Consider the following 26,158-nt stretch of genomic DNA (forward strand, 5'->3'; position numbering starts at 1 on the left):
AATGACCGACAAGACCGTTTTCGCCGTCAACGACATGAGCTGCAATCACTGCGTCGGCGCCATCCGAAAATCTCTGGAAGAGGCCCTGCCCGGCGCCGAGATCGACGTCGATCTGGCATCACACAAGGTCAGCTTTACCGGCGACCGCGCCAAGGGTGAAGAAGCCATCCGCGAAGCCGGCTACACGCCTGAGGCGGCTTAGCTCGGGGATACCCCTCCCGACCTCCCCTGACAGGGGGAGGAGCTGCATCGGAGCCTTGGCAACATCCCGCCCACCCACTGCACGGGTTCCTCCCCCTGTAGGGGGAGGTTAGGTGGGGGTGCCCAAGCAAACAAACTGATCCATCCCAATAACAAAGGGCGCCCCAGGGGCGCCCTTTGCTGTCCGTTCTGGGTATGGGAGGTCAGAACGGGCTGTCTGGGAAGTAGAACTGCTCGGCGTTTTCCTGGGTGATCAGGGGCGAGCCGAGAATGTAGCTGCCGGTAACCGGACCATTGGAGATGAAGTGGTTCACCGTCACGTCCATTGCCGTGGCAATCTGGGCCGGTGGATACAGCACGTCGACGGGCACCAGCGGATCACCATCCATCACGCCCTTGACGATTTCCTTCATGCCAGCGCCGCCGACCACGAACATTTCGCTTTCGCGACCAGCCTGCTTGATGGCCTCGACCACGCCCAGCGTGATGTCGTCATCCTGAGCCCAGACGCCGTCGATATCGGGGAAGCGGCTCAGGAAATCCTGCATCACTTCAAAGCCGTCATCGCGGTTCCAGTTGGCGAACTTGTTGTCGAGCACATTGATGCCCGAGCCTTCGATCTTGCCCATGAAGGCGTCGAAGCGTTCGGTGTCGAGCACGGTGGGGATACCGCGCAGGATGACGATGTTGTCGCCATCGCCGAGGCGGGTCATCATGTACTCGGCCGAGACTTCACCCATTTCGGTATTGTTGCCCGAGACGTAGACGTCCTGGATGGACGGGTCGGTCAGGCCACGGTCGACCACGGTGATGAAGGCGCCGGTGTCGGCAACGGCGCGGACAGGCTCGGTCAGAGGCTCGGATTCAAACGGCAACACCACCAGGGCGTCGATCTGATGCACCGAGACCAGATCTTCGAGATCGCTGGCCTGATCGGCGGGGCCGTCAGCGGTCACGATGATGATGTCGATATTGGGATTGGCGGCTTCAAGGCGCTTTTCAGCTTCTGCTGCGTGCCAGTTCAGGCCGCCCATGAAACCATGGGTTGCGGCTGGAATAGAGACGCCGATCTTGATCTGATCCTGCGCGAATGCTGCGCCGGCCAGTGCGCTGGTGGCCAACAGGCCCAGTGCGATTGACTTCAAAGACATAGCTTAGTCCTCCCTGTGTTCTGGCGCTGCTTTGGCGCCGGTTCTCCCGCCCCGTTGGGGACTTGGATTATTCGGCCTTCTTGCGTGCACCGCGGAGCGAGCCGCGCTGCAGGTAGACTGCCGCCACGATGATCACGCCCTGCACTGCCCCGTTGAGGTAGTTCGAGATGATCTCGGTAAGATTGAGAATATTGCCGATGGCCGTCAGGATCAGCGCGCCGATCACCGTGCCGCCAATGCGGCCGAAGCCGCCCTTGAGCATGGTGCCGCCAATGATCACCGCAGCGATGGCTTCGAGTTCCCAGAGCACGCCGGTGGCCGATGATGCCGAGCCCAGACGCGGCACATAGATGATGGTGGCCAGCGAGACGCACAGACCCTGCAGGATATAGGTGGCGGTCTTGACCCGGTCGACCTTGATGGCCGAGTAGCGCGCCACGTGTTCATTGGAGCCGATCGCCATGCAATAGCGGCCAAAGGCGGTGCGGTTCATCAGCACCCAGCCGATGATCGCCACGAAGATGAACACCCAGACCGGAATGGGGATGCGCAGGAAGCTCTCATAGTAGACCGGGCGATAGATATCGCGGGCCCCCGAAGCCAGCGACAGCGTGCCGCCATCGGCAAAATAGGTTACCAGCGAGCGATAGATGCCCATGGTGCCGAGCGTCACGATAAAGGCTTCGATCTTGGCCTTGGTGGTCAGAAAACCGTTGATATAGCCGGCACCCACGCCCAGGATCAGCGAGCAGCCAATGCCCAGTAGCACCGTCCAGATCGAGGCGCCCAGCGCGTCCACGGCGGTGTTCATGACAATGATCATCACGCCCGCGATGAAGGCGGCCATGGAGCCCACCGACAGATCGATGCCGCCTGCGGTAATCACGAAAGTGGCGCCCACCGCGATGATGCCGATAAAGGCCGATCGGGTCAGAATATTGGTGATGTTGCCTTCATTGAGGAAGGCTGGATTGAGGCTGTAGCCCAGGATCACCAGCAGGATCAGCGCCAGCAGCGGTCCCAGTGTCTTGAGATCAATCCGGAAGCTTCTGCCCGGCTTTGCAGCCTCATGCGCTGATACGCTCATCGTCCCCACCCTGCTTGATGCCTGCGGCGTACCGCATGATTTCTGCTTCCGCGATTTCGGCGCCCTCGAGCTTGCCGGCCAATCGCCCTTCGCGCATCACCAGCACCCGATGGCTAAGCCCGATCACTTCCTGCATCTCCGAAGAGATCAGGATGATGGACTTGCCCTCGGCCGCCAGTGCCGCGACGATATGATAAATCTGTTGTTTGGTGCCCACGTCGATGCCGCGCGTCGGCTCATCCATGATGATGATGTCGGGCTCGGCTTCCATGGTCTTGCCCAGCATCAGCTTTTGCTGATTGCCGCCCGATAGCTGCCCCACCTTGACCGAGGCATCGCGCGCCCGGATATCGAAACGGCGCACGGCGCGCTCGAGCGCACTGGCTTCGCTCTTGCCGTCCAGAAAGCCGTTCTTGAGGTGCTTTTTGAGCGTCAGCAGGGTCAGATTGGGTTCCAGCCCCACATTGAGCAAAAGCCCCCGCCCCTTGCGGTCCTTGGTCATATAGGCCAGTCCGGCAGCAACCGATTTGGCGACGTCGGTGAAGTCCTGCGGCGTGCCGTTGACCTCCACCGTGCCATCATCGCGCGGATTGAGCCCGACAATGGCCTCGGCCACAGCCGTGCGACCCGAGCCGATCAACCCGGCAAAGCCGAGGATCTCGCCCTTGCGCAGATCAAACGAGATGTCCTTGACGCCAGGCGCCACCAGATTGCGCACCGAGAGCACTACGGGGGCGTCGACATCGGGCTCATGCTTGGGCGGATAGAGATTGGAGAGCTCGCGCCCTACCATCATCTGCGCGATGGAATCCGGGGTCAGCGCCTCGGTGCCCACCGTGGCGATCAACTGGCCGTCACGCAGCACGGTGACGCGCTGAGCCAGTTCCATGATCTCGTCAAGCTTGTGGGAAATGAAGATCACGGCCACGCCGCGTGCGGTCAGACGGCGGATCTGTTCGAACAGCGTCTGGGTTTCGCCCTGCGACAGCACGGCGGTCGGCTCGTCCATGATCAGCACGCGCGCGTCACGGCTGATGGCCTTGGCAATTTCGACCATCTGTTTGTCAGCAACCGACAGCGTGTTGATGCGTGCGTCCGGATCGACATTGACGTGCAGGGTATCAAGAATGGCAGCGGCCTGGGCCCGCATGTCGGCCAGCCGCAAGAAGCCCTTCTTGGTCAGCTCGCGACCCAGGAAAATGGAGTCGGCGACCGTCAGATGTTCAGCCAGCAGCAATTCCTGGTGGATCACCACGATGCCCATGGCTTCGGCTTCGCCATTGGGCGGCAGCACAGCGGTCTTGCCATCATAGGAGATGGTGCCAGAGGTCGGCTGCTCGAGACCGGACAGCACCTTGATCAGGGTTGATTTGCCTGCGCCGTTCTCGCCGATAATGGCGTGAACTTCACCGGGCTTGATATCGAAATCAATGCTGAACAGGACGGGGATTTCGCCGAACGATTTACTGATCCGGTGTGCGGACAGGATCGCTGGCGCGGACATGACTTCGGCGCTGGACATCGTTGAACCCCTCCCTGAACGCGGCAGGGTTGAACCCCGTCTCTTCGCTCCTGAGACAATGATGTAAAGGTTTTCATGATTGATGTAAAGGTTTACAAACGGGAGAAACGGTATAAGCCGTAGAGGAGGGTCTGGCGCCGCGTGAGCCATCTGCTAAAGGCAGCGATAGCGGGCGTCAGTGGGCGTGCGAGGCACAGATTGCAGCACCGAAAACTGGCCACAATTGAAGACGTAGCGGCGATCGCCGGCGTATCCATCGCCACGGTCAGCCGCGCTATCAATGAGCCCACCAAGGTTGCTGACGAGACGCGCCGCAAGGTCACCGAGGCCGTTGCGCGCACCGGCTACACCACCAATGCTATGGCGCGTTCGCTGCGCATGCGCCGCTCCAACATGATCCTGATTCTGGCGCCCGATGTGGGCGATCCGAACTTCTCCAACATTCTGGTGGGGCTCGAAACCGAGGCCTCCAAGCGCGGCTATGGGGTGTTGATCGGCAATACCCAGAATGATCCGACGCGCGAGACTGATTATCTGCGCTTCATCAATTCCAATCAGGCTGACGGGTTGATCCTGCTTACCGGTCACCTGCCCTATGGCATTGGCGAACAGGGCAATACCGTGCGCCTGCCGCCCATGGTGGCGGTCAACGAACCGGTCTCCAATAGCGATGTGCCCTTTGTCGGTGTCGATAATTTCGAGGGGGCCCGCATTGCAGCCGAGCATCTGATCGCCCAGGGGCACCACCGCATCGCCTTTATCGGGCATTCGACCAGCAAGGCGGTCAACATGCTGCGCGAGCAGGGCTATCGCGCGGCCCTGAGCGGCGCGGGCATCACCATTGACCCACGGCTGATCCTGGACGGCGATGGCACCACGGAAAGCGGTCGAGCGGCGACCGAGCACATGTTTGTCCGCGATGTGCTGCCCACCGCCTTTTTGTGCGTCAACGACGCCACCGCGCTGGGGGTGATCATCTCGCTGAGTGCGCGCAAATATGATCTGCCGCGCGACTTCTCGGTGATGGGCTTTGACGATATTTCGTTTGCCAGCTTCGTCACGCCATCGCTGACTACCATGAAGCAGCCGCGCCACAAGATTGGCGAGGGTGCGATGGACCTGCTGCTGGCGCTGCTGGCGGGCGAGACGCCCGCCAAGAACGAAGTGCTGTTGCGCAGCGAGCTGATCGTGCGCAATTCGGTCAGTGGACCGCGACGGGGCTGAGCTACTGGTCGCGCTTGGCCAGCCAGTCCTGCATCCAGGCGATTTCCTGCTCCTGCGCCGCGATCACTGCCTCGGCCAGCGCCCTCACCTCGGGGTCGTTGCCATGTTCGAGCGCGATACGGGCCATTTCGACGGCCCCTTGATGATGCGGGATCATGGCATTGATGAAATCAAGGTCAGCATCGCCAGTATAGGTCATGGCCATGTCGGCATGCATCTTTTCGGCCATGGCCGCATAGGCATGGCTGGCCGGCATCTCGGCGCCGGACATGCCAGTCATCGCGCCGTGATCCTGCGCAAAGGCGGGCAGCATCAGGCCAAGGGTGATCGTTGCAGCAAGCAGGAGAGATTTCATCGCAAATCCGTTTGTTAGAAGACGCCGATGTGTGGCGCCTTCCCCTCTGGGAAGGTCAAGCCGAATTCGATTGGTGCGCGGAGTTGTGATCGCTTTGCCCCATCGGTAGCCGCAGTGCTTGTCAACGCTCCAGCCCTGAGGCAAGAACCGGGCATGAAGACCATTCTCATCGTGGGCATCGGGGCGGGCAATCCCGAGCACATCACCATTCAGGCCATCAACGCGCTCAACCGCGCCGATGTGCTGTTCATCCCCGACAAGGGGGCGAGCAAGGCCGATCTGGCCGACCTGCGCCGCGAGATCATCGCCCGCTATGTGACCAATCCCGCCAGCCGCACGCTGGGCTATGCCGTGCCCCGGCGCGACGCCAGCAATCCCGACTACGGCGCCGGCGTCGATGACTGGCACGCGGCACTCGCCGAGCGCTTTGCCGGCCTGCTCTCCGAAGTGCCCGATAACGGGGTGTGCGCCTTCCTCGTCTGGGGCGATCCGGGCCTCTACGATTCAACCATCCGCATTGTCGAGCGGTTGCGCCAGACCCACCCGGTCAGCGTCGAAATCATGCCGGGTATCACCTCTGTGCAGGCGCTGACGGCAGCCCATGGCATTGCGCTCAACCGCATCGGTCAGCCAGTGCATATCACCACCGGCCGAAAACTGGCGGGTGTGAGCGAAGACACCATTGTCATGCTCGATGGCCAGATCGCCTTTACCGAGGCCGATCCCGACCTCGAGATATTCTGGGGCGCCTATCTCGGCACGCCGGATGAAATCACCATTTCCGGCCGGTTGGGCGATGTGGCCAGCCAGATTGTCGAAACGCGCCAGACCGCCCGCGCCCGGCATGGCTGGATCATGGATACCTATCTGCTGCGCAAGCGGGACTAGGAGTTGCCGCCCGCTCTCCCCTCCCCCTTGGGGCATGGGCGCGCGGGTGGGCGGTCTTGGGCCATCATCCGCCCAAAGGCAGATATTCCCCCTTGCGATCCAATCGGCTACACCACCTGCCATGTCCACCGCCCAACCCATCGCTGCCCCATCGCCCCGTCGCCGTGGCGCCTGCCCGACGCTTGAAGCGCCGATGCAGACTGGTGATGGCCTGCTGGCGCGGCTACGCGTTGGCGAGGGGCGCCTGACGCCAGCGCAGTTACAAACCATTGCCGAACAGGCCGCCCATCACGGCAATGGACAGGTCGAGATCACCGCGCGCGGCAATCTGCAGGTGCGCGGGCTGACACTGACCAGCACTGCCCCTTTCGCCACCGCCGTCCACGCCGTTGTCGACATCGAGCAGGGCCTAGTGGTGGAAACGCCACCACTGGCCGGAGACGATGCGACTGAAATCAGCGACCCACGCGCGCTTGCTGTGTCCATCAGGGACCTTGCCGCAGCGCTGGGCGAGCAACTTGGCCCCAAGGTGACCGTGGTGGTCGACGGCATGGGCCAGATCACCCGTGCCGGGCTCAAGGCCGGTATCCGGTTGACCGCCATCGCGCCCCAGCATTGGTCACTGGCCATTGCCGAGCAGCCTCAAAGCGAACTGCACGAGAGCGCGGCGGCCGCTGCCGTTGTTACCGTCCTGCACAAGCTCGTCGAGCTGGGTCCAGCCGCGCGCGCCACCGATCTGGTCACACCCCGCGCATCGGCCGCCCCGTCGTCCAGCCAGACCATCGGCCAGTTCACTCTGGCCAGCGGCAGCGCAACAGGTATCGCCCTGCCCTTCGGCGCCAGCGACAGCCCGTCTTTGATGGCGCTTGCGCGCCTTGCCACAGATCATGGCATTGCCGAACTGCGTCTCGCGCCGCATCACACCCTGCTCGCGATCAACGCGCCAGCGGGTTTTGTCCACGACGCCGCCACGCTCGGCTTCATTACCGATGCGAGCGATCCCCGCACCCGCATCAGCGCCTGTATCGGCAGTGCCGGCTGTGCGTCAGGCCATATTCCGGCCCGCGAAATCGCCCAGCAACTGGCGTCCGCCCTGCCCGCTGGGCGCGATCTGCACGTTTCGGGTTGCGCCAAGGGCTGCGCTCATCCGCGCCGCGCTGCATTGACGCTGGTGGGTCAGGCAGGCGGTTACGGTCTTGTCATCAACGGCAGCGCGGGCGATACGCCACAGACTGTTTTGCACGCGGACCAGCTTGAGTCCGCCATCGGCCCGTCCGGGCAAGGATGACGATGACCCAATACGACTACATCAAGGATGGCGACGCCATTTATCGGCAGTCCTTTGCCATCATCCGGGCCGAAGCCGATCTGTCTGCCTTTTCGCCCGACGAGGCCGAACTTGCCATCCGCATGATCCATGCCGCCGGCTCGGTCGATGCCGCGCAGCATTTCGAATTTGGTCCCGGCTTTGTCACCGCCGGACAGGCCGCGCTCAAGTCCGGCGCACCGATCTTCTGCGACGCCGAAATGGTCGCCCGTGGCGTCACCGCTGCCCGTCTTCCAGCCAATAACGAGGTGGTCTGCACCCTGCGTGACCCGGCCACGCCGGGCATCGCACAGGATATCGGCAATACCCGCTCCGCCGCGGCACTGATGCTGTGGCTGCCGCGCCTGGAAGGCGCTGTGGTCGCCATCGGCAACGCCCCCACTGCCCTGTTCTACCTGCTCGAACTGCTGCGCGACGGCGCGCCAAGACCTGCGGCGATTATCGGCATGCCGGTGGGCTTTGTCGGCGCGGCGGAGTCCAAGGCCGCACTGGCCGAGAACTCCTATGGCGTGCCTTATGCCATCGTGCGCGGCCGGCTGGGCGGATCGGCCATGACCGCTGCGGCGCTCAATGCGCTGGCGAGGACGGGCATATGAGCGGCAAGCTGATTGGGGTCGGTACAGGTCCCGGCGATCCGGAACTGCTCACGCTCAAGGCCGTGCGCGCGATCGAAAACGCCGATGTGATTGCCTATTTCGCCAAGCAGGGCAATTCGAGCAATGCGCGCGCCATTGTCGCCGATCTGATCACCACCCAGATCGAAGAACAACTGGGCTATCCGGTCACCACCGAGATCGACCGCCGCCATGCCGATTACAAATCGGCCACCAGCGATTTTTACGCTGAAGCCGCCGCGCGCGTCGCCGCCCATCTTGATGCAGGCCGCACGGTGGCCGTGCTCAGTGAGGGCGATCCGCTGTTTTATGGCAGCTATATGCATATCCATGTGCGGCTGGCCCATCTCTATCCCACCGAGGTTGTGGCGGGGATCACGGCCATGTCCGGTTGCTGGTCACAGGCCGGGCTGCCGCTGGTGCAGGGCGATGACATTCTGGCCGTGCTGCCCGGTACGCTGGAAGAAGCCGATCTGACAGCGCGCCTGGGCAATGCCGATGGCGCCGTCATCATGAAGGTGGGCCGCAACATGGCCAAGGTCCGCCGCGCCATTGCGGCGGCTGGTCGGCTCGAGTCTGCCGTTTATGTCGAGCGCGGCACCATGGCCAATGGCGCCTCAATGCGGCTGGTCGACAAGCCCGATGATGTCGCCCCCTATTTCGCGCTGATCCTGGTGCCCGGCTGGAACACCCGCCCCACATCGGCAGGTGCTGCATGACGGGCAAGCTCACCATTGTCGGCACCGGTCCGGGTAATCCCGATCAGACCACGCCCGAAGCGGTCAATGCGATTGCGGCCAGCCATGTATTCTTTGGTTACGGTCCCTATCTCGACCGCCTCACCCTGCGCGACGATCAGCGTCGCGTGGCCTCGGACAATCGCGAGGAACTGGCGCGCGCCAAGGATGCGCTGATGACGGCCGCCTCGGGCGAACAGGTCTGCGTTGTCTCGGGTGGCGATCCGGGTGTGTTTGCCATGGCGGCAGCGGTCTGCGAAGCCATTGAAGACGGCCCGCCTGCCTGGCGCGAGCTGGAACTGTCCATCGTCCCCGGTGTCACTGCCATGCTGGCTGTGGCGGCCCGCGCCGGCGCCCCGTTGGGTCATGATTTCTGCGCCATTTCGCTGTCGGATAATCTCAAGCCCTGGACGGTGATTGAGCAACGCCTGCGCGCGGTAGCCACTGCAGGGCTGGTGATTGCGCTCTACAATCCCATTTCCAAGGCCCGTCCCTGGCAGCTGGGCAGTGCATTCTCCATCCTGCGCGAAGTGCTGCCCTGGACCACGCCAGTGATCTTCGGCCGCGCTGCAGGCCGGCCCGATGAAGTGATCAGCGTGGTGAGCCTGGCCGACGCCGATCCGGCCAAGGCCGATATGGCGACCTGTGTGGTCATCGGTTCGCCCGAAACCCGCGTCATCGAGCGCCCCAATCAGGCGCCGCTGGTCTATTCGCCGCGCTCCCTTGGAGCGCCCAAATGAAGTGGCTTTCGATCGCCGGCATTGGTGAGGATGGTCTGGTCGGTCTGGGCGAGCCCGCCAAGGCGGCCATTGCCGCAGCCGAGATCGTCTTTGGCGGCGCACGTCACCTCGAACTGGCCACCCCTGTCATCACCGGCGAGCGCCAGCCATGGCTGTCGCCATTCTCGGACTCCATTGCGGCGGTGCTGACGCATAAGGGCCGCAGGGTCTGCGTGCTGGCCTCGGGCGATCCGTTCCATTTCGGCGTCGGCGCCACGCTGACGCGCCATGTCGATGCCAGCCAGATGGCAGTCTATCCGCATCCCTCCTCGTTCAGCCTCGCCGCTGCCCGACTGGGCTGGCCGCTGCAGGATGTGCTCAGCCTGTCGTTGCACGGTCGCCCACTCGATCTGATCCGCCCGCATCTGCATCCCGGCGCGCGTATTCTGGCGTTGACGTCTGATGAGAACGGCCCGGCTCAATTGGCGGCGCTTTTGAGCGAAGCCGGGTTCGGCATTTCCATCGTCACCGTGCTCGAAGCACTGGGCGGGGGCGATGAGACCGTGCGCAGCCAGGTGGCGATGAATTTCGACATTACCGGGATCAACCCGCTCAACATCTGCGCCATCAGCGTCGTCGCCCTGCCCGGCGCCCGCGTTGTGCCGCTGACATCGGGGTTGGATGACGCGCTGTTCGAGCATGACGGCCAGATGACCAAGCGCGAGGTGCGCGCCCTGACCCTGTCAGCACTGGCGCCCCGTCGCGGCGAGACATTGTGGGATATCGGGGCGGGGTCCGGCTCGATCGGCATTGAGTGGATGCTGGCCGATCCCAGCCTGCGCGCCATCGCCATTGAGGCCGATCCCGAGCGGGCCGCGCGCATTGGGCGCAATGCCAGCGCGTTTGGTGTGCCCGATCTCAAGATCGCCGTCGGCACCGCCCCCGCAGCGCTGGCCGAGCTTGGCCCCCCCATGCCATTTTCATCGGCGGTGGCGGTTCGGATCCCGGCGTTCTCGACGCCGCCATTGCGGCGCTGCGCCCCGGCGGTCGACTGGTTGCCAATGCGGTGACGCTGGAGCTTGAAGCGTTGCTGCTCGCCCATCACACTAGGCTGGGCGGCAGCCTGACCCGTATTGCCGTCGCCCGGGCCGATGCTGTCGGCTCCATGACGGGCTGGCGCCCGTCCATGCCGATTACCCAATGGGTCTGGAGCAAGCCATGACTGTGCACTTCATTGGGGCCGGCCCCGGCGCGGCCGATCTGATCACCGTGCGCGGGCGCGACCTGCTCGCCGCCTGCCCGGTGTGCCTTTATGCCGGCTCCATCGTGCCGCAGGAAATGCTGGCCTGGTGTGGGCCCGATACCCGCCTGATCGACACCGCCCCGCTCTCGCTGGACGAAATCGAGGCCGAATACGCCAAGGCGGATGCGGCCGGCGAGGACGTGGCGCGGCTGCATTCGGGCGATCTGTCGATGTGGAGTGCCGTCGCCGAACAGATGCGGCGGCTGGATCGGCTGGGCATTGCCTATTCACTGACGCCCGGCGTGCCGGCCTTTTCGGCAGCGGCAGCCACACTGGGGCGCGAACTGACCATTCCGGCTGAAGCCCAGAGCCTGGTGCTGACCCGCATTTCGGGTCGTGCCTCGGCCATGCCGTCGGGCGAAAACCTGGCCGCCTTTGGCGCTACCGGGGCGACACTAGCCCTTCACCTGGCCATTCATGCGCTCGATCGCGTGGTTGAGGAGTTGACGCCGCATTATGGCGCGGATTGCCCGGTCGCCATCGTGTTCCACGCTTCCTGGCCCGATGAGAAGATCATCCGGGGCACGCTGGCCGATATAGTCGAGCGCTTTGCCGCCGATCCGGTGGAGCGCACCGCCATCATCTTTGTCGGGCGCACGCTGGGTGCCACCGATTTCCGCGAGAGTTCGCTCTACGATCCGGATTATCAGCGGCGGTTTCGCGGCCGCGACTAGACCACCATCTGGCCCAACATGGGCTCGATCAGGTCTTCCCAGTCAATCTCGCCGGGGCGGCCGAGCAGAAAGCCCTGCGCTTCGCTACAGCCTTCGACACGCAGCACCTCAAGCTGGGCGCAGGTCTCCACGCCTTCAGCCAGAACCGGCACCGACAGGCTCCTGCCCAGCGCCAGAATGGCGCGGACGATCGCCTTGGACTGTTCGTCGTGATCAACCTCGGTCATGAAGGAGCGATCGATCTTGATCTTGTCGAAGGGGAAGCTGCGCAGCGTGTCGAGCGAGGAATAGCCAGTGCCGAAATCGTCAATGGCGATGGAGACACCCATGGCCTTGATCTGGCGCAGGATATGGAGCGCGCGCTGCTTGTCGGCGATGATCGAGGTCTCGGTGACTTCGAGCTCCAGCAAGGACGGCGACAGACCGGTTTCAGTCAGGACGTCGCGCACGGTATCGATCAGATCGAGCGAACCCAGCTGCACGCCTGAAACATTGACGGCGATCTTGCGATTTTCGGGCCAGCTGGCGGCATTGCGGCAGGCAGTGCGCAGCACCCAGGTGCCAATGGCGGTAATGGCGCCGCACTCTTCGGCCACCGGAATGAAATCGGCGGGCGAGACCATGCCGTGGCCGGGGCGGCTCCAGCGCAGCAGCACTTCATAGCCAGTGATCTCGTCGGTCGCGACCGACTTCTGCACCTGATAGACCAGCGAAAACCCGTTGGTTTCCAAGGCTGTCCACAGATCCTTGGCCATGGCACGCCGCTGGCGCGCATGCTCGTCCATGTCGTGTTCGTAGTAGCAGGTACGGCGATCAAATTCGGCTTTGGCGCGATACATCGCCAGATCGGCATTGTTGAGCAGGCGCGAGCGGTCCCCACCATCTTCGGGGAAGATGGCCACGCCGATGCTGGCCGAACTGTTCACGGTGACAACATCGGTCTCGATCCGCGTAAACAGCGCGCTTTCAATGCGGGCGATGAAGTCGCGCAAGGCATCCATGGAGGTGAACATCTTGAGCGCGGCGAATTCGTCGCCACCCAGACGCGCCACCACCTCGCCCTCCTTGAGGCCCGTGCTCAAGCGTGTTGCCAGTGCCTTGAGCACCTGGTCCCCCACCTGGTGGCCATAGGTGTCGTTGATTTCCTTGAACCGGTCGAGGTCGACGGCGATGACTGCAAAATTCTGGTCGGTTTCGCCTGCAGTGTGCAAGGCGTGATCGAGCTGTTCGTTGAACGCGGCGCGATTGAGGATATTGGTCAGCGGATCATGGTAGGCCAGATGGGAAATGGCGGCCTGCGAGCGCTGCTCGTCGGTCACGTCATCAATCGTGGTCACCCAGCCACCATCGGCAATGGGGCGGTGAACGAAGCGCACAATGCGCCCGTCATCAAGGGTGCGCAGATAGTCTTTGACTTCACCGCGGGCGATCCCGGCAATCAGTTCATCGATCCGCGTTTCGGCTTCCTGCTGTTCGGCTGTCGTATTGGGCCGGGATGCACCCTGCATGGCCAGCGAGAGATCCCGGAAATGACCGCCCACTGCATCGTCGCCAATGCCCTGGGCCCGGATCAGATCGGTGGCGGGCTGATTGTGAAACCGCAAATGGCCGGAATTGTCGAACAGACACAGGCCCTGCGCCATGTGGGTGGTCGCCAGTTCGAGCAGCGAGGTGACCTCGTTGATCCGCGCGGCATCGGCTTCCTGCCGTTCCTTTTCGCGCTGCGTGCGGCGGCGATCTGCCTCGTCGAGCAGCACGCTGCCAAAGGCTGCACCCAGCACCAGGAGCGAAATCAGGGCAACGCCGCCTGACAACCAGCCGCTATCGATTTCCCCGCCAGCGCTGAGCGGAAAGCAGCGCGAGAAGTCGGCGGCGCCCATGGCGGTGAAGTGCATGGCGCAGATGGCCAGGGTTAGCAGCAAGGCCCCCGTCAGCATGCGGCCATTCATGGCCGCAACGAAGGACAGGCCACCCAGAAGCATGCCGGCAATAACCGACAGGGCGATCATGGCGGTGTTCCAGCCAATCGCGCCGCCCATGACCAGTGCGGCAATACCGGTATAGTGCATGCAGGAAATGGCAATGCCCACGACCGCGCCACCGAGGAATTGATCGGCCACACTCTGGCCGCGCGCGGCCATCGCAATGCCGACGCCACAAATGCCGATGGCAATCAGCAGCGAAGCGCCGGTCAGCAACAGGTCATAGCTCAGGGTAAAGCCGGGGCGCAGCGCCAGCATGCCGATAAAATGGGTAGCCCAGATGCCCAGACCAACGGCGAGGGCAGCCACGCCAATCCAGATCACATGCATGCGGCCGGTGGCGCGGCGGGCGTGCCGCAGCAGGCTCACGCAGGCATAAGCCGCCACCAGACAGACAATAGCAGCCAGCCCGACAAAGCGCGGGTCGTGCTGCTGCAGGAAGAAATCGACAAAAGCGAACACGCGCGGGGCCTAATTCGACTGACAGACGCCACTTGGCGCCGCAATTGCCGCAAATCTAGTCCGCGCGGCTTAAACTGATGTTACGCAACAAGGTTTCTGAATTCTCACCAGATGGCGGTTCCGGCATGTTTGCCCATGCTCTGCTCCCGTTGCAAAGCCACTGGCATGTGGCGCTAGAGCTGCACTTTGCGCAGCAAGGGCGTGACCCTGCTGGCCCACTGGATCTCGCCGGGTCGCCCCAGGAAATAGCCCTGCGCCTCGTTGCAGCCTTCCGCGCGCAGCACATCAAGTTGACTGCTGGTCTCCACGCCTTCAGCCAGAACCGGGACCGACAGGCTTTTGCCGAGCGCCAGAATTGCCCGGACAATCGCCTTTGACTGATCATTATTGTCGACATCGGCCATGAAGGAACGGTCGATCTTGATCTTGTCGAAGGGGAAGCTGCGCAGCGTGTCGAGCGAGGAATAGCCGGTGCCGAAATCGTCGATGGCAACCGACACCCCCATGGCCTTGATCTGGCGCAGGATATGCAGCGCCCGCTGCTTGTCGGCGATGATCGAGGTTTCGGTGACTTCCAGTTCCAGCCGCGATGCGGCCAGCCCGGTCTGGAGCAGGACATCGCGCACCGTGGTGACCAGTTCCATCTGGCCGAGTTGCACGGCTGAGATATTGACCGCGATCTTGTATTTTTCGGGCCAGGCTGCAGCAGCATAGCAGGCGGTACGCAGGACCCAGGCGCCTATCGCGGTGATCGCGCCGCTTTCTTCGGCAATGGGAATGAAGTCCATGGGCGGCACCAGACCGTGTCCCGGCCGGTTCCAGCGCAGCAGGACCTCATAACCGGTGATCTCATCGCTCTCGACGGATTTCTGCACCTGATAGGCCAGGTGAAAGCCGTTATTCTCGACCGCAAGCCACAGGTCCTTGCTCATGGCACGGCGCTCACGGGCATATTCGTCCATGTCGTGTTCGTAATAGCAAAGACGCCGGTCAAACTCGGCCTTGGCGCGATACATCGCCAGATCGGCATTGTTGAGCAGGCGCGAGCGGTCGCCGCCATCATCGGGGAAGACGGCCACGCCAATGCTGCCCGCCGTGCTCACGGTGACCTGGTCGGTGACAATACGGGCAAACAGCGCGCTTTCGATGCGGTCCAGAAACTCGCGCAGGCTTTCGATCGAATTGAACATCTTAAGCGCGGCAAACTCGTCGCCGCCCAGTCGGGCGATTGTCTCGCCTTCCTTCAGGCCTGTGCTCAGCCGCGTGCCGAGGGCCTTGAGAACCTGATCACCCACCAGATGACCATAGCTGTCATTGATTTCCTTGAACCGGTCCAGATCAATAGCCACCACGGCGAAGTTCACATCCGTCTCGCTGGCGATGGAGACGGCGGCGTCGACGCGCTCATTGAACGCCGCGCGGTTGAGCAGGCTGGTGAGTGGATCATGATAGGCCAGATGGGCAACTTGGGCCTGCGAGCGCTGCTCGGAGGTCACGTCGTCAATCGTGGTTACCCAGCCACCATCGACAATCGGGCTATGCAGAAAGCGGATAATGCGCCCGTCATTCATGGTGCGCATGTAATCACAGGTTTCGCCGCTGATAATCTTGCTGATGATGCCGTCAATGCGGTGCTCGGCCTCTTCGCGGAGGGCGTCGGCAACCGGCTGGGAAGTGCCCTGCAGTGCCAGCGCCAGATCGCGGAAATGCATGCCGACCAGATCGTGGTCGCCAATGCGATCGCCGAACAGGTTCGAGATCCGGTTATTGTGAAACTCCAGATGGCCATCGCGGCCGAACAGGCACAGGCCCTGCGCCATATGGGTAGTCGCCAGTTCGAACAGCGTGGTCACTTCCGTGATCTGTTCGGCGTCTGCCAATTGGCGCTGACGCTCGGTTTCGGCGCGGCGACGATCGGCCTCTTCGAGCACCATGCTGGCAAAGGTGATGGTCAAGGCGATCAGCGAGATTACCGTGACGCCGACCGACATCATTTCGCTGGTGATCTTGCCGATGGCTGGCAGCGCCGAACTGTTGGAGAAATCTGCGGCCGCCATGGCGCCGAAATTCATGCCGTAGGTCGCGACGCCCAGCAACAGGGCGCCAGCCGTGATATGGCGCCGCATCGCCACCACAAAGGCCAGCCCTGCCAGCGCCATGCCGACGATGACCACCGCCGTGAGTAATGGCAGGTTCCAGCCGATCGTACCGCCGATCACCGTGCCAGCGCGGCCAAATATCTGAATGGAGGCCATGGCGAGACCCACCACGGCGCCGCCCATGAACCGAATGCCGATGCCGTCACCGCGCGTGGCCAGCGCGACGCCAGCGCCGCTGATCAGAACGGCAACGAGCAGCGACAGATCAATCGCCCCCGGCGTGAAGCTGATGGCAAAGCCTGGGTTCCAGGCCAGCGCGCCGATAAAGTGGGTCGCCCAGATGCCCAGCCCTATCAAGACGCTGGCGACACTGATCCAGATGCCCTGTGCGACGCCGCTGTGGCGCTGGGACTTCCGCAGCAAATTGGTGCTGCCATAGGCGGCGACCAGGCAAACCACAGCTGCCCAGGCCAGAAGGCGGGGATCATGAGCGGGAAAGAGAGAATTCATTGAAGAAAACACGGTGCCGCCTTTACCAGAGCACCCTTACCTTAAAGACCCGCACTTAAGCTGACGTTACAAGACGGGGATAACCAGATGTTACCTTCCGCCGAAGAATAAAAAGAATGGACGCATCCGGATGTCGCTCAATGCGCTGCCGGACCGGTCAGACGCGAGCGGATCGCATTGGAAATATTGTCGAAGATGAACACCACGATCAGGATCAGGATGACCATATAGGCAACGTTCTCCCAATCCTGATTGGTGCGCATGGCCTCGATCAGTTTAAGCCCGATGCCCCCTGCCCCTACAGCGCCGATAATGGTGGCGGAGCGGGTATTGCTCTCCCAGAAATATAGCGCCTGACTGACAAAGACCGGCAGCACCTGGGGCACCACACCATAGCGATGCACCGCCATGCCCGATGCACCGACGGATTTGACGCCTTCGCGCTGGCGGTCATCGATGTTTTCGAGCGCCTCGGTATTGGTCTTGCCCAGCGTGCCGGTGTCGGTGAAGAAAATGGCCGCGATGCCCGGGATGGGCCCCGGGCCAAAGCCACGCACGAAGAACAGTGCCCAGATCAGCATGTCCACCGAGCGCAGGAAGTCGAAGGCCCGTTTCATCAGCCAGTTGCCGGGGCGATTGGCGGTGATGTTGCGCGCGGCAATGAAGGAAAGGGGAAAGGCCAGCAATGCGGCGAACAGCGTGCCAACAAAGGCCATGACGATGGTCTGGAGCAGCTTGTCATAGACATCAAGATGCTGCCACTCGGCATTGTAGAGAAACTCGACCGCCATCAACTGCACATTGGGCATGTCGGGCTCAAAGCGCGGCGCCTCGGTGATCGCCCGCCAGACCTCGGCGGCGGTCATGCCAAAGAAATGCGAATTGGTATCGAAGAAGAAATTGGGCCAGCCCAGAAAACGATGACGGACATAGACCTGGGTATTGCGGATCTCGGCCTGCCCGACAAAGCCGTAGTCGACCGTCACCCGGCCTCCCTTGAGCGACATGGCGGCGGGCGCATCGACGGGCAATAGCGCCCCATCATCGGTAATGGGCACGTCATAGCGCTGGCCGTCGACCACCGCGACCACGGCGGTCGGGCTGATCTCGACGCTATTGGCGGGGCTACCAAAGCTTGTCACATAGCTTTTGGGTCCGGTCTGCTCGATCCAGTCGGGATCGGGATTGTCGCCCAGCAGCGAGCGGGTCCATTCGAGTTCGACACTGTCATTCTTGAAGCGGAAGCGCGGCGTGGCCTCCCAGGAATACCAGTCCGCAATATAGATGCTGGCGCGGGCCCATTGGGCATTGGCCAACACGCCCGAGATATCGAAGAAGAAGAAGCAGAACACCAGATAGGCCGCCGTTCCCAGCGCCACCAGCGGCATGGTCAGGCGCTGCTGCAGGGGACGATGAAACACGGCGCCGTGGCGGGCCTTGAGGGCAAGAGCCTCACCGGCGGTCATTTGCATGCTGGACATGGTGTTTTCCTCAACCGCCGAACTGGAAGGCAGACGGGCCGACCAGACGTTTGCGCAGCGCACCGGAGATCGCGTCGATGCCGATAATGGTGGCAAACAACAGGATGATGATGGCGTAGGTCTTGGCGGCATGATCGCGGCCAATCGAGAGCCGGAACACCTCGCCAATGCCGCCGCCGCCCACCGCGCCGATAATGGTGGAGGCGCGCACATTGATCTCGGCGCGCAACAAGGCATAGGAGACGAAGTTCGGCATGACCTGGGGCACGAAGGCGAAGCGGACGCGCTCGAACCAGTTGGCCCCCACCGAGCGCAGCCCCTCATCGGCGCGGCCATCGGCATTCTCGGTGACTTCGTAGAACAGCTTGCCCAGCGCGCCCACCGTATGCAGGCTGACCGCAACAATAGCACCGATCGGGCCCACCGAGAGGATGGCCACCAGCATGCCGGCGACGACGATTTCGGGGAAAGCACGCAGCACTTCGAGAAAACGCCGCACCACGAACCGGATCGTGCGTGACCCGGTCACATTGCTGGCTGCCAGAAAGCACAGGCCAAAGGCAAAAGTGACGCCGAAAATGGTCGAGACCAGCGCGATATTGATCGTCACCAGCATCTGGTAGAAATATTCGGGCAGATAGAAATCGCCGAGCAGATAGACCCGGCCTTCCTCGTAATTGTACTTGAACGAGCCATCGGCCAGCGGCGAAGGCAGGTCGAACAGCGCGCGCACGATTTCCATCGGCTCATCGGGCTGAAAGTGAATGAAGAAGTCGAAGAAATAGGGCAGCCGGTCGAAGAAGGCGCCAGCGTTTGACGCATTGGCAAACCAGAGCGAAGCGGACAGCACCACCAGCAAGGCGCCCCCGACCAGCAGCGTATAGAGCCGTCTGGTGCGCAGCAGGGACCGGTAGTGCGCATGCACCACGCCCAGTTCCCTGGAAAGCGGGGCCGGATTGCCGGGAAGGATGGTCTCGCTCATGGATCGCCCTCAAAGAATGGCGGCGGCGTGTGATCACGCCGCCTGCCGGTATCGGATTGGCGATCAGCCGCCGATGGTTGCCTTGCGGGCGTCGATGATGGGCTTGTAGAAATCGGCGTCGACGGGGGCATAGCCCTTGTAGTCGCCGCGTTCGATGCCGCTGAAGCACTCGTAATTTGTCTCGGGCAGATTGGTGTAGAAGGCGACGATCTTGTCCTTCATGGCCTGTGGCAGGTCCGAGCGCATCACATTGGGACCATTGGGGATCAGCGGCGACAGCCAGAGCTGGGTCACGTCTTCCATGTCCAGCATGCCCTTGTCGGCCATCGAGCGGGTATTGCCCGAGCTATAGCCTTCGGAGAATTCGCCAACGCCCGAGGTCCAGGTCACAGCCACATCGACCTTGTGGTCGAGCAGGGCGAGAACGTTGTTCTCGTGGCCACCATTGAACGAGGTTGCCGAGAAATACTCGTCATTGGCCATGCCGGTCTGTTCCGGCAAGGTCACCAGCGGGATGAGATAGCCCGAGGTGGAGTCCGGATCGGCATAGCCCAGGGTCTTGCCCTTGGCCGCTTCGAGGGTGTCGATGCCCGAATCCTTGCGGGCCAGCAGGATCGAGTGATAGCCCATGGCGCCGTCGAGCTGGACGGTGGTGTTGAAGGGCTCAACGGCTTCGGGGTCGGCCAGATAGACCTTGGCAAAACCTGAAGCACCCAGACCGGCGATATCGAGCGTGCCGCCGAGCAGGCCCTGGATTACACCGTCATAGTCAGCTGCGGGGAACAGTTTGACTTCCTTGACGCCCAGCGCTTCTGGCAGCAGGTCGATCAGGCACTGGTTGTTGGCGAGACGGTCGGTCTCGTTTTCGCCGCCAAGGATGCCGATGCGGATTACATCCATTTCCTGGGCGAAGGTCGGTGCAGTGACGCCAGCGAGCGCGATGCCGGCGAGCAGGACGGTACGAATTGCGGTCATGGAAGTCTCCTTTGGTGACGCAAAGATGTCGACGGACTGCCGGGCTGGGCCCGTTGTGCAGCCGCGGAACGCTTGAATTTCAGAGGGCGTCGGCCAGTTCGCGGGGCTTGGCCGTGGGCCGCCGGGCGGGCTCGATGCTGGTGGAAGTCATGGCTTCGGAGAAGGCCTCTTCGAGCCCATCGGCACCGTAGAGCTGGCGCGCCACATCGGTGGTCAGTTGCTCGGGTGTGCCGTCAAACACCACCCGGCCTGCCGCCATGCCGATGATGCGACCGCAATAGGCGCGCGCAGTATCCAGGGTATGCAGATTGGTAATCACGGTCAGGCCCTGCTCGCGGTTGATGGCGTGCAGGCTGTCCATGACGATCTTGGCATTGCGCGGGTCCAGGCTCGCGATCGGCTCATCGGCCAGGATCATGCGCGGGGCCTGCATCAGCGCCCGGGCAATGGCCACACGCTGCTGCTGGCCACCGGACAGGGTCTGGGCCCACTGGGTGGCAGTCTGGGCGATGTCGAGCCGTTCGAGCGCCTGGAGTGCCCGCAACTGCTCAGCTTCGGTAAAAATCTGCAACAGCGACAGCAGCGTCGAGCGATGGTTGAGCCGGCCCAGCATCACATTGGTGATTACATCCAGACGTGGCACCAGATTGAACTGCTGAAAGATCATGGCGCAATCACGTTGCCAGTTGCGCAGCGCCTTGCCGCGCAGCGCCGAGACCTCGACGCCATCAAAGCGGATGGCGCCCTCGGACACATTGGTCAGCCGGTTGATCATGCGCAGCAGGGTCGACTTGCCGGCGCCTGAACGGCCGATAATGCCGACCATCTGCCCCTGCGGGATTTCCAGATTCACGTCGCTGACGGCAAGCTTGTCGCCGAAGCGCCGCGAGACATTTGAAATCGTAAGCATCAGCGCCCTCGCTGTTGAACTGCGGCAGACCTAGGGCGGCGACGTGAAGCTGGGATTACACTGGGGTGACGGTTGCGTGACGATGCACAAGAGCGCAATTTGGGAGCCCTGAACGGGCAAAACGCCCCCTGGGATCGATGCCAGGGAGCGCTTTTGAGTGCCCGCTCTACTTGATCGTGTGCAACAGGGGCCTACGCAGCGATCCTGGGCGCAAAGGCAGTCACATCGAGAATGCGGTCGGCGACCTGCTCGCGCACTTCCTCATCGTGGAAGATGCCCAATTGGGCGACACCTGCCGCCTTTTTCTCGGCAATCATGGCCACCACAACGGCCCTGTTGGTGGCGTCGAGCGAGGCCGTCGGTTCATCGAGCAGCAGCACCGGATGGGCGGTGATGAAGCCGCGCGCAATATTGACGCGTTGCTGCTCGCCGCCAGAAAAAGTCGCTGGCGGCAGGCTCCACAGCCGTTCAGGCAGGTTGAGCCGGGCCAGCAGGTCGCGCGCCCGCCCCTGCGCCAATTCCCGTTCAACGCCGCGGATAACCAGCGGTTCGGCCACTACGTCGAGCGCAGAAACGCGGGGTACGGTGCGCAGGAACTGGCTGACGTAGCCGATGCTATCGCGCCTGAGCGTCAGCACGGTGCGCGGGTCGGCACTGGCCAGATCCACCCGCTCACCATGGTGGCGCAACACGATGGTGCCAGCATCAACACCATAATTGCCATAGACCATTTTGAGGATCGAACTCTTGCCCGCCCCCGATGGTCCGCCCAGCACGACGCATTCGCCGGGCTGGACGTCGAAGGTCACATTGTCGACCACCGGCAGCACCACGCCATCGCGCAGGTGCATGGTGAAGGTCTTGGCCAGATTTTTCACGGATAGGGCGGTCATCGGATAGCTCCGCAGATGTGTAAGAAACCCCCACCCTTGGTCCCTCCCCACAAGGGAGAGGGAGAAGACGGGGCAACGATCGCTGGCACAGTGTCGTCCGCGCACTGGACAGGCTTCCCTCCCCCTTGTGGGAAGGCAATGAGGGTGGAGGATCTCACCCTCACACCTGCAAGATCGAGGAGACGAGCAATTGAGTATAGGGCTCACGCGGATCATCCAGCACCCGGTCGGTCAGACCGGATTCAATGACGTGGCCGTCCTTCATCACCATCATGCGGTGGCTGAGCAGACGCGCGACGGCCAGATCATGGGTCACCACTATGGCCGCCAGTCCCAACTCCCCAACCAGTCCGCGCAGCAGATCGAGCAGGCGGGCCTGCACCGACACATCAAGGCCGCCAGTGGGCTCGTCCATGAACACCAGGCGCGGCCCGGTCACCAGATTACGGGCAATCTGCAGGCGCTGGCGCATGCCGCCAGAAAAGGATCGCGGCTGATCGTCAACACGGTCGGCGGCAATCTCCACCCGGCCGAGCCAATCGAGCGCGGTTTCGCGGATATGGCCGTAGTTCCGGTCTCCCACTGCCATCAGCCGTTCGCCGACATTGGCACCAGCCGACACCGTCATGCGCAGACCATCGGCGGGGTTCTGATGCACAAACCCCCAATCGGTGCGCACTAGAAAGCGGCGCTCGGCTTCGCTCAGATCATAGATATTGCGCCATTGCTCATCGCGCATGCGGTAAAGCGTCCGGCCCGCGCTGGGCTCGAGCGTCGCCGAGAGCGAATTGAGCAGTGTGGTCTTGCCCGAGCCGGATTCCCCGACAATGGCCAGCACTTCGCCGGGCCAGAGCGCGAAGCTGACATCGGCACAGCCCAGACGGCTGCCGTAATATTTGGTCAGACCCTCAACCTTGAGAAGCGGTTCGGCGCTCATTGGGCTGCCTCCTGTTGCACGCCCAGGGCGCCGACATGCCCGGCTTCGCGGCGTTCCTCGCAATTATCGGTGTCCGAGCACACATACATGTGCCCGCCATGGTCATCGAGAATGACCTCGTCGAGATAGACCTGTTCGGCACCACACAGCGCGCAGGGCTGTTCGAAATGCTGCACCTCGAAGGGATGGTCTTCAAAGTCCAGGCTGACCACTTCGGTAAAAGGCGGAATGGCGTAGATGCGGTGTTCACGCCCTGCCCCGAAAAGTTGCAGGGCCGCACTCATGTGCATTTTGGGGTTGTCGAATTTGGGGGTTGGCGAGGGGTCCATCACATAGCGTCCCTCGACTTTGACCGGATAGGCATAGGTGGTGGCGATATGGCCGTGCCGGGCAATGTCCTCATAGAGTTTGACGTGCATCAGCCCGTATTCCTCCAGCGCGTGCATCTTGCGCGTCTCGGTTTCGCGCGGTTCAAGGAAGCGCAGCGGCTCGGGGATCGGCACCTGATAGACCAGGATCTGCCCCTGCCCCAGTGCCCGTTCGGGAATGCGGTGGCGGGTCTGGATGATGGAGGCCTTGGCGGTGTGCGTGGTCGTTTCCACCTGCGCCACCTTGGCAAAGAAAGCCCGGATCGAGACCGCATTGGTGGTGTCGTCGGCGCCCTGATCGATGACCTTGAGCACATCATCGGGTCCGATGATTGAGGCGGTCACCTGCACCCCGCCCGTGCCCCAGCCATACGGCATGGGCATTTCGCGGCTGGAAAACGGCACCTGATAACCGGGAATGGCGATGGCCTTGAGGATGGCCCGACGGATCATCCGTTTGGTCTGCTCATCGAGATAGGCGAAATTGTAACGCGTGACGGCGTTCATGAGTGAGCCTGCCAGGTTGGGAGGGGGTGGGGCCACAGGCACAGAAAACCGGGCATCATTCTGCCGCCTCCCTGATCCCTGCCGTTTCATGTTCTGCCCGCATGCGGCGGATCAGGTCGAGCTCGGCCTGGAAATCGACGTAGTGCGGCAGTTTGAGGTGTTCCACGAAGCCGGTGGCCTGCACATTGTCGGAATGGGCAATGACGAATTCCTCGTCCTGGGCAGGGGCGACAATGTCCTCGCCAAATTCACGCGCCCGCAGCGCGCGATCCACCAGCGACATGGCCATGGCCTTGCGTTCAGCCTGCCCGAATACCAGGCCATAACCGCGCGTGAACTGCGGCGGCAGCTTGGCCGACCCCTTGAACTGGTTGACCATCTGGCATTCGGTGACGCGGATGCGGCCCAGATTGACGGCAAAACCCAGCTCGGGAACGTCAAATTCGACGTCGACCTCGCCGATGCGGATCTCGCCGACGAAAGGATGGCTGCGGCCATAGCCGCGCTGGGTGGAATAGGCCAGTGCCAGCAGGAAACCCTCATCGCCACGCGCCAGAGCCTGTAGGCGCAAGTCACGGTCGAGCGGGAAGTCCAGCGGCTCGCGGGTCAGATCGCCCACCGGGCGATCCGGATCGGTTTCGCCATCGGGCTCCATCAGCCCCTGACGCCCCAGCAAGTCGGTAACGCGCGGCGCAGCGACAGGGGCTTCCTCGCGCAGGATCGGGGCTGGCACATCGCCATCGACAATTGATGGATCGAGCAGGCGATGGGTGTAATCAAAGGTTGGGCCCAGCATCTGCCCACCAGGCAGGTCCTTGAAGGTGGCCGAGATGCGTCTTTCGATCAGCATCTGCCCCGTCTCGATGGGCCGGGAATAGCCAAAGCGCGGCAAGGTGGTGCGATAGGCGCGCACCAGAAAGATCGCCTCGATCAGATCGCCACGAGCCTGCAGCAGCGCCAGCGCCGCCAGCTCGGTATCATAGAGCGAGCCCTCGCCCATGGCGCGGTCGACGGCCAGCCCCAATTGCTCGACAATCTGGTCGAGGCGCAGGCCGGGCACGGAACGGTCGCCGCGGCGGCGATCGGCCAGCAGTGCATGGGCGTTGGCAATGGCGGCCTCACCGCCCTTTACGGCTACATACATCTCAGCTTCCTTCCACAATGCGGGTGGAGCGCGGCAGGCCCATGACCTGCCCATCGGCCACCAGCAGCAGATCGATGCCGCGCGGGAACAACGCCCGATTGGCGGCCCATTGCGCACGGAAATCCTCGGGCAGGCCAAGCGGGCTAATATGGAGGGTGTCCTTGATGCCCGGGCCGCGCAGGGTCAGCGCCGCGCCACCATGCAGCGCTGGCACGGCGAGCACGATGGTGGTCGAACGATCAGGGTATTCCTGGGTACCCAGATTGAACTGGTCCAAGGCGGGCAAACGTGTTGCTTCGCCAGCAATGGCGAAGACCGCCTTTTGCGGGTCGCTCACCAGTGGCGCGCCAGCATGAAACGCCACGAACTCCAGAACGGCCGTGTCGGCGCGCAGCACGTCATCGAGCCAAATGGGGCTGTCGTGATCGCTCAGTGTGAGCAGTACGCTCACCAATTCGGCCGACATGCTGTCAGAAATGGGTGCAGGTGTGACCAGGTCTTGCACTGTTCCGGGGTTGGCCAGCGCAGCCATCACGGCGCGGAACGCAGCCCCCGATTGCAGCACTGGATCGGCAAATCCGCCTTCAAGCAGCGTGTCCATTTCAGTTATCCCCTCGCACCATGGTGAAAAAGTCGACCTTGGTTGCCGCCGCTTCGCCGCGCCGCACGGCGTCGTTTTGCTGCGCAAGCTGTTGCAATGGCGCGATAATCTGCGCCTCTACCGCCTCAGGCCGGGTCTGCCAGAGCGCGTCGATCACCGCGATGGCCTGTGCCTTGGCCAGATCGCGCCCCAAACAATACCCGTGCCCTATCTGACCGGTTAGAATGCGGACGCTGGCCCGGCTGACACTGGCTTCGCCCATATTGAAGGGGGCGCCGCCACCACCGGCCCGACCGCGCACCATGACGAGCCCGACCTCGGGTCCGCGAATGGGGGTGAAGTCGGGCTTGTCGGTCCAGGCGTCCCAGACGGCGGCCAGTTCGCGGGCCGGCGCGCTGGCCAGCGTATCGAGCGCTGCCTTGCGCCGGGCCTGATCGCTGCTCGTTGCGGTTTGCATGCTTGCCTCGATTTGTCTAATCTACTAGACAACTAGTGTCCTCATTCC

Annotated in this window: 24 protein-coding genes and 1 pseudogene; 9 read left to right on the forward strand and 16 right to left on the reverse strand. The window is 62.7% G+C overall.

What is annotated here, in order from left to right; all coding sequences use genetic code 11:
- Nucleotide 1: 1 nt before the first annotated feature.
- Nucleotides 2-202 carry a heavy-metal-associated domain-containing protein gene (locus tag AC0L37_RS12885; RefSeq protein ID WP_212658697.1) on the forward strand — a complete coding sequence of 67 codons (201 nt, stop codon included), beginning with the start codon at nt 2-4 and terminating at the stop codon, nt 200-202.
- 202 nt (nt 203-404) lie between these two features.
- Here the strand turns inward: AC0L37_RS12885 and AC0L37_RS12890 are convergent, their stop codons facing one another.
- The 3 genes from AC0L37_RS12890 to AC0L37_RS12900 form a co-directional block, all read right to left on the reverse strand.
- A complete protein-coding gene (locus AC0L37_RS12890; RefSeq protein WP_212658698.1) occupies nt 405-1,352 on the reverse strand; it encodes a substrate-binding domain-containing protein in 948 nt (315 codons plus the stop codon).
- Between the two features lie 67 nt (nt 1,353-1,419).
- Nucleotides 1,420-2,439, reverse strand: coding sequence for an ABC transporter permease (locus tag AC0L37_RS12895; protein WP_212658699.1), 1,020 nt, complete (start codon nt 2,437-2,439; stop codon nt 1,420-1,422).
- On the reverse strand, nt 2,420-3,961 hold the full coding sequence (locus AC0L37_RS12900; protein WP_282220901.1) for a sugar ABC transporter ATP-binding protein: 1,542 nt from the start codon (nt 3,959-3,961) through the stop codon (nt 2,420-2,422). Before AC0L37_RS12900 ends, AC0L37_RS12895 begins: the two co-directional genes overlap by 20 nt.
- A 198-nt stretch (nt 3,962-4,159) precedes the next feature.
- On the opposite strand from AC0L37_RS12900, the gene AC0L37_RS12905 reads away from it, so the two are divergent.
- A complete protein-coding gene (locus AC0L37_RS12905; RefSeq protein ID WP_282220900.1) occupies nt 4,160-5,185 on the forward strand; it encodes a LacI family DNA-binding transcriptional regulator in 1,026 nt (341 codons plus the stop codon).
- A 1-nt stretch (nt 5,186) separates the two neighbouring features.
- On the opposite strand, the gene copM is transcribed toward AC0L37_RS12905, so the two are convergent.
- Nucleotides 5,187-5,540: a CopM family metallochaperone gene (gene copM, locus AC0L37_RS12910; RefSeq protein ID WP_282220899.1), complete on the reverse strand. Its 354-nt coding sequence runs from the start codon at nt 5,538-5,540 to the stop codon at nt 5,187-5,189.
- 153 nt (nt 5,541-5,693) lie between these two features.
- Between copM and cobF the strand changes: the two genes are divergently transcribed.
- The 7 genes and pseudogenes from cobF (at nt 5,694) to cobM (ending at nt 11,802) form a co-directional block, all read left to right on the forward strand.
- Nucleotides 5,694-6,428, forward strand: a complete 735-nt coding sequence (gene cobF, locus AC0L37_RS12915) for a precorrin-6A synthase (deacetylating) (RefSeq protein ID WP_282220898.1) — start codon at nt 5,694-5,696, stop codon at nt 6,426-6,428.
- A gap of 121 nt (nt 6,429-6,549) precedes the next feature.
- A complete protein-coding gene (gene cobG, locus AC0L37_RS12920) occupies nt 6,550-7,716 on the forward strand; it encodes a precorrin-3B synthase (protein WP_282220897.1) in 1,167 nt (388 codons plus the stop codon).
- Nucleotides 7,717-7,718: 2 nt separating this feature from the next.
- Complete coding sequence (locus AC0L37_RS12925) at nt 7,719-8,351, forward strand: precorrin-8X methylmutase (protein ID WP_212658705.1); 633 nt, start codon at nt 7,719-7,721, stop codon at nt 8,349-8,351.
- The gene (locus AC0L37_RS12930) at nt 8,348-9,088 is read left to right on the forward strand and encodes a precorrin-2 C(20)-methyltransferase (RefSeq protein WP_282220896.1); all 741 of its coding nucleotides are present in this window, start codon (nt 8,348-8,350) and stop codon (nt 9,086-9,088) included. The genes AC0L37_RS12925 and AC0L37_RS12930 overlap by 4 nt, the downstream gene beginning before the upstream one ends.
- Entirely contained in the window at nt 9,085-9,846 is a 762-nt protein-coding gene (locus tag AC0L37_RS12935) for a precorrin-3B C(17)-methyltransferase (protein ID WP_282220895.1), read from the forward strand. The genes AC0L37_RS12930 and AC0L37_RS12935 overlap by 4 nt, the downstream gene beginning before the upstream one ends.
- Nucleotides 9,843-11,047 (forward strand): annotated as a pseudogene (gene cbiE / locus AC0L37_RS12940) (precorrin-6y C5,15-methyltransferase (decarboxylating) subunit CbiE). The gene AC0L37_RS12935 and the pseudogene cbiE overlap by 4 nt, the downstream one beginning before the upstream one ends.
- Nucleotides 11,044-11,802, forward strand: coding sequence for a precorrin-4 C(11)-methyltransferase (cobM, locus tag AC0L37_RS12945; RefSeq protein WP_269368255.1), 759 nt, complete (start codon nt 11,044-11,046; stop codon nt 11,800-11,802). The pseudogene cbiE and the gene cobM overlap by 4 nt, the downstream one beginning before the upstream one ends.
- Here cobM and AC0L37_RS12950 read toward each other — a convergent pair.
- The 12 genes from AC0L37_RS12950 to phnG form a co-directional block, all read right to left on the reverse strand.
- Complete coding sequence (locus AC0L37_RS12950; RefSeq protein WP_282220894.1) at nt 11,799-14,246, reverse strand: bifunctional diguanylate cyclase/phosphodiesterase; 2,448 nt, start codon at nt 14,244-14,246, stop codon at nt 11,799-11,801. The two genes, cobM and AC0L37_RS12950, sit on opposite strands and share 4 nt — an antisense overlap.
- 173 nt (nt 14,247-14,419) lie before the next feature.
- The gene (locus tag AC0L37_RS12955) at nt 14,420-16,855 is read right to left on the reverse strand and encodes a bifunctional diguanylate cyclase/phosphodiesterase (protein ID WP_282220893.1); all 2,436 of its coding nucleotides are present in this window, start codon (nt 16,853-16,855) and stop codon (nt 14,420-14,422) included.
- A 137-nt stretch (nt 16,856-16,992) separates the two neighbouring features.
- Nucleotides 16,993-18,336 (reverse strand): phosphonate ABC transporter, permease protein PhnE, encoded by a 1,344-nt coding sequence (phnE, locus tag AC0L37_RS12960; RefSeq protein ID WP_282220892.1) that lies wholly within the window; start codon nt 18,334-18,336, stop codon nt 16,993-16,995.
- Between the two features lie 10 nt (nt 18,337-18,346).
- Complete coding sequence (gene phnE, locus AC0L37_RS12965; RefSeq protein WP_269368251.1) at nt 18,347-19,318, reverse strand: phosphonate ABC transporter, permease protein PhnE; 972 nt, start codon at nt 19,316-19,318, stop codon at nt 18,347-18,349.
- A 63-nt stretch (nt 19,319-19,381) separates the two neighbouring features.
- The gene (gene phnD / locus AC0L37_RS12970; protein ID WP_212658714.1) at nt 19,382-20,293 is read right to left on the reverse strand and encodes a phosphonate ABC transporter substrate-binding protein; all 912 of its coding nucleotides are present in this window, start codon (nt 20,291-20,293) and stop codon (nt 19,382-19,384) included.
- A gap of 79 nt (nt 20,294-20,372) precedes the next feature.
- Nucleotides 20,373-21,203 carry a phosphonate ABC transporter ATP-binding protein gene (gene phnC, locus AC0L37_RS12975; RefSeq protein ID WP_282220891.1) on the reverse strand — a complete coding sequence of 277 codons (831 nt, stop codon included), beginning with the start codon at nt 21,201-21,203 and terminating at the stop codon, nt 20,373-20,375.
- Nucleotides 21,204-21,394: 191 nt separating this feature from the next.
- Nucleotides 21,395-22,096, reverse strand: a complete 702-nt coding sequence (gene phnL, locus AC0L37_RS12980; RefSeq protein WP_269368248.1) for a phosphonate C-P lyase system protein PhnL — start codon at nt 22,094-22,096, stop codon at nt 21,395-21,397.
- Nucleotides 22,097-22,256: 160 nt separating this feature from the next.
- Nucleotides 22,257-23,033: a phosphonate C-P lyase system protein PhnK gene (phnK, locus tag AC0L37_RS12985; RefSeq protein ID WP_269368247.1), complete on the reverse strand. Its 777-nt coding sequence runs from the start codon at nt 23,031-23,033 to the stop codon at nt 22,257-22,259.
- Nucleotides 23,030-23,908: an alpha-D-ribose 1-methylphosphonate 5-phosphate C-P-lyase PhnJ gene (locus AC0L37_RS12990; RefSeq protein ID WP_282220890.1), complete on the reverse strand. Its 879-nt coding sequence runs from the start codon at nt 23,906-23,908 to the stop codon at nt 23,030-23,032. Before AC0L37_RS12990 ends, phnK begins: the two co-directional genes overlap by 4 nt.
- A 55-nt stretch (nt 23,909-23,963) precedes the next feature.
- Complete coding sequence (locus AC0L37_RS12995) at nt 23,964-25,052, reverse strand: carbon-phosphorus lyase complex subunit (protein WP_269368245.1); 1,089 nt, start codon at nt 25,050-25,052, stop codon at nt 23,964-23,966.
- A 1-nt stretch (nt 25,053) separates the two neighbouring features.
- The gene (gene phnH / locus AC0L37_RS13000; protein ID WP_282220889.1) at nt 25,054-25,653 is read right to left on the reverse strand and encodes a phosphonate C-P lyase system protein PhnH; all 600 of its coding nucleotides are present in this window, start codon (nt 25,651-25,653) and stop codon (nt 25,054-25,056) included.
- A gap of 1 nt (nt 25,654) precedes the next feature.
- Nucleotides 25,655-26,110 carry a phosphonate C-P lyase system protein PhnG gene (gene phnG / locus AC0L37_RS13005; protein WP_282220888.1) on the reverse strand — a complete coding sequence of 152 codons (456 nt, stop codon included), beginning with the start codon at nt 26,108-26,110 and terminating at the stop codon, nt 25,655-25,657.
- Nucleotides 26,111-26,158: the final 48 nt, after the last annotated feature.

The organism is Devosia sp. J2-20, from assembly GCF_055808475.1.

Coding starts and splice junctions, on each gene's coding strand:
- AC0L37_RS12885 (WP_212658697.1), top strand. CDS start 2: ATGACCGACAAGACCGTTTTCGCCGTCAACGACATGAGCTGCAATCAC.
- AC0L37_RS12890 (WP_212658698.1), bottom strand. CDS start 1,352: ATGTCTTTGAAGTCAATCGCACTGGGCCTGTTGGCCACCAGCGCACTG.
- AC0L37_RS12895 (WP_212658699.1), bottom strand. CDS start 2,439: ATGAGCGTATCAGCGCATGAGGCTGCAAAGCCGGGCAGAAGCTTCCGG.
- AC0L37_RS12900 (WP_282220901.1), bottom strand. CDS start 3,961: ATGTCCAGCGCCGAAGTCATGTCCGCGCCAGCGATCCTGTCCGCACAC.
- copM (WP_282220899.1), bottom strand. CDS start 5,540: ATGAAATCTCTCCTGCTTGCTGCAACGATCACCCTTGGCCTGATGCTG.
- cobF (WP_282220898.1), top strand. CDS start 5,694: ATGAAGACCATTCTCATCGTGGGCATCGGGGCGGGCAATCCCGAGCAC.
- cobG (WP_282220897.1), top strand. CDS start 6,550: ATGTCCACCGCCCAACCCATCGCTGCCCCATCGCCCCGTCGCCGTGGC.
- AC0L37_RS12925 (WP_212658705.1), top strand. CDS start 7,719: ATGACCCAATACGACTACATCAAGGATGGCGACGCCATTTATCGGCAG.
- AC0L37_RS12930 (WP_282220896.1), top strand. CDS start 8,348: ATGAGCGGCAAGCTGATTGGGGTCGGTACAGGTCCCGGCGATCCGGAA.
- AC0L37_RS12935 (WP_282220895.1), top strand. CDS start 9,085: ATGACGGGCAAGCTCACCATTGTCGGCACCGGTCCGGGTAATCCCGAT.
- cobM (WP_269368255.1), top strand. CDS start 11,044: ATGACTGTGCACTTCATTGGGGCCGGCCCCGGCGCGGCCGATCTGATC.
- AC0L37_RS12955 (WP_282220893.1), bottom strand. CDS start 16,855: ATGAATTCTCTCTTTCCCGCTCATGATCCCCGCCTTCTGGCCTGGGCA.
- phnE (WP_282220892.1), bottom strand. CDS start 18,336: ATGTCCAGCATGCAAATGACCGCCGGTGAGGCTCTTGCCCTCAAGGCC.
- phnE (WP_269368251.1), bottom strand. CDS start 19,318: ATGAGCGAGACCATCCTTCCCGGCAATCCGGCCCCGCTTTCCAGGGAA.
- phnD (WP_212658714.1), bottom strand. CDS start 20,293: ATGACCGCAATTCGTACCGTCCTGCTCGCCGGCATCGCGCTCGCTGGC.
- phnC (WP_282220891.1), bottom strand. CDS start 21,203: ATGCTTACGATTTCAAATGTCTCGCGGCGCTTCGGCGACAAGCTTGCC.
- phnL (WP_269368248.1), bottom strand. CDS start 22,096: ATGACCGCCCTATCCGTGAAAAATCTGGCCAAGACCTTCACCATGCAC.
- phnK (WP_269368247.1), bottom strand. CDS start 23,033: ATGAGCGCCGAACCGCTTCTCAAGGTTGAGGGTCTGACCAAATATTAC.
- AC0L37_RS12990 (WP_282220890.1), bottom strand. CDS start 23,908: ATGAACGCCGTCACGCGTTACAATTTCGCCTATCTCGATGAGCAGACC.
- AC0L37_RS12995 (WP_269368245.1), bottom strand. CDS start 25,052: ATGTATGTAGCCGTAAAGGGCGGTGAGGCCGCCATTGCCAACGCCCAT.
- phnH (WP_282220889.1), bottom strand. CDS start 25,653: ATGGACACGCTGCTTGAAGGCGGATTTGCCGATCCAGTGCTGCAATCG.
- phnG (WP_282220888.1), bottom strand. CDS start 26,110: ATGCAAACCGCAACGAGCAGCGATCAGGCCCGGCGCAAGGCAGCGCTC.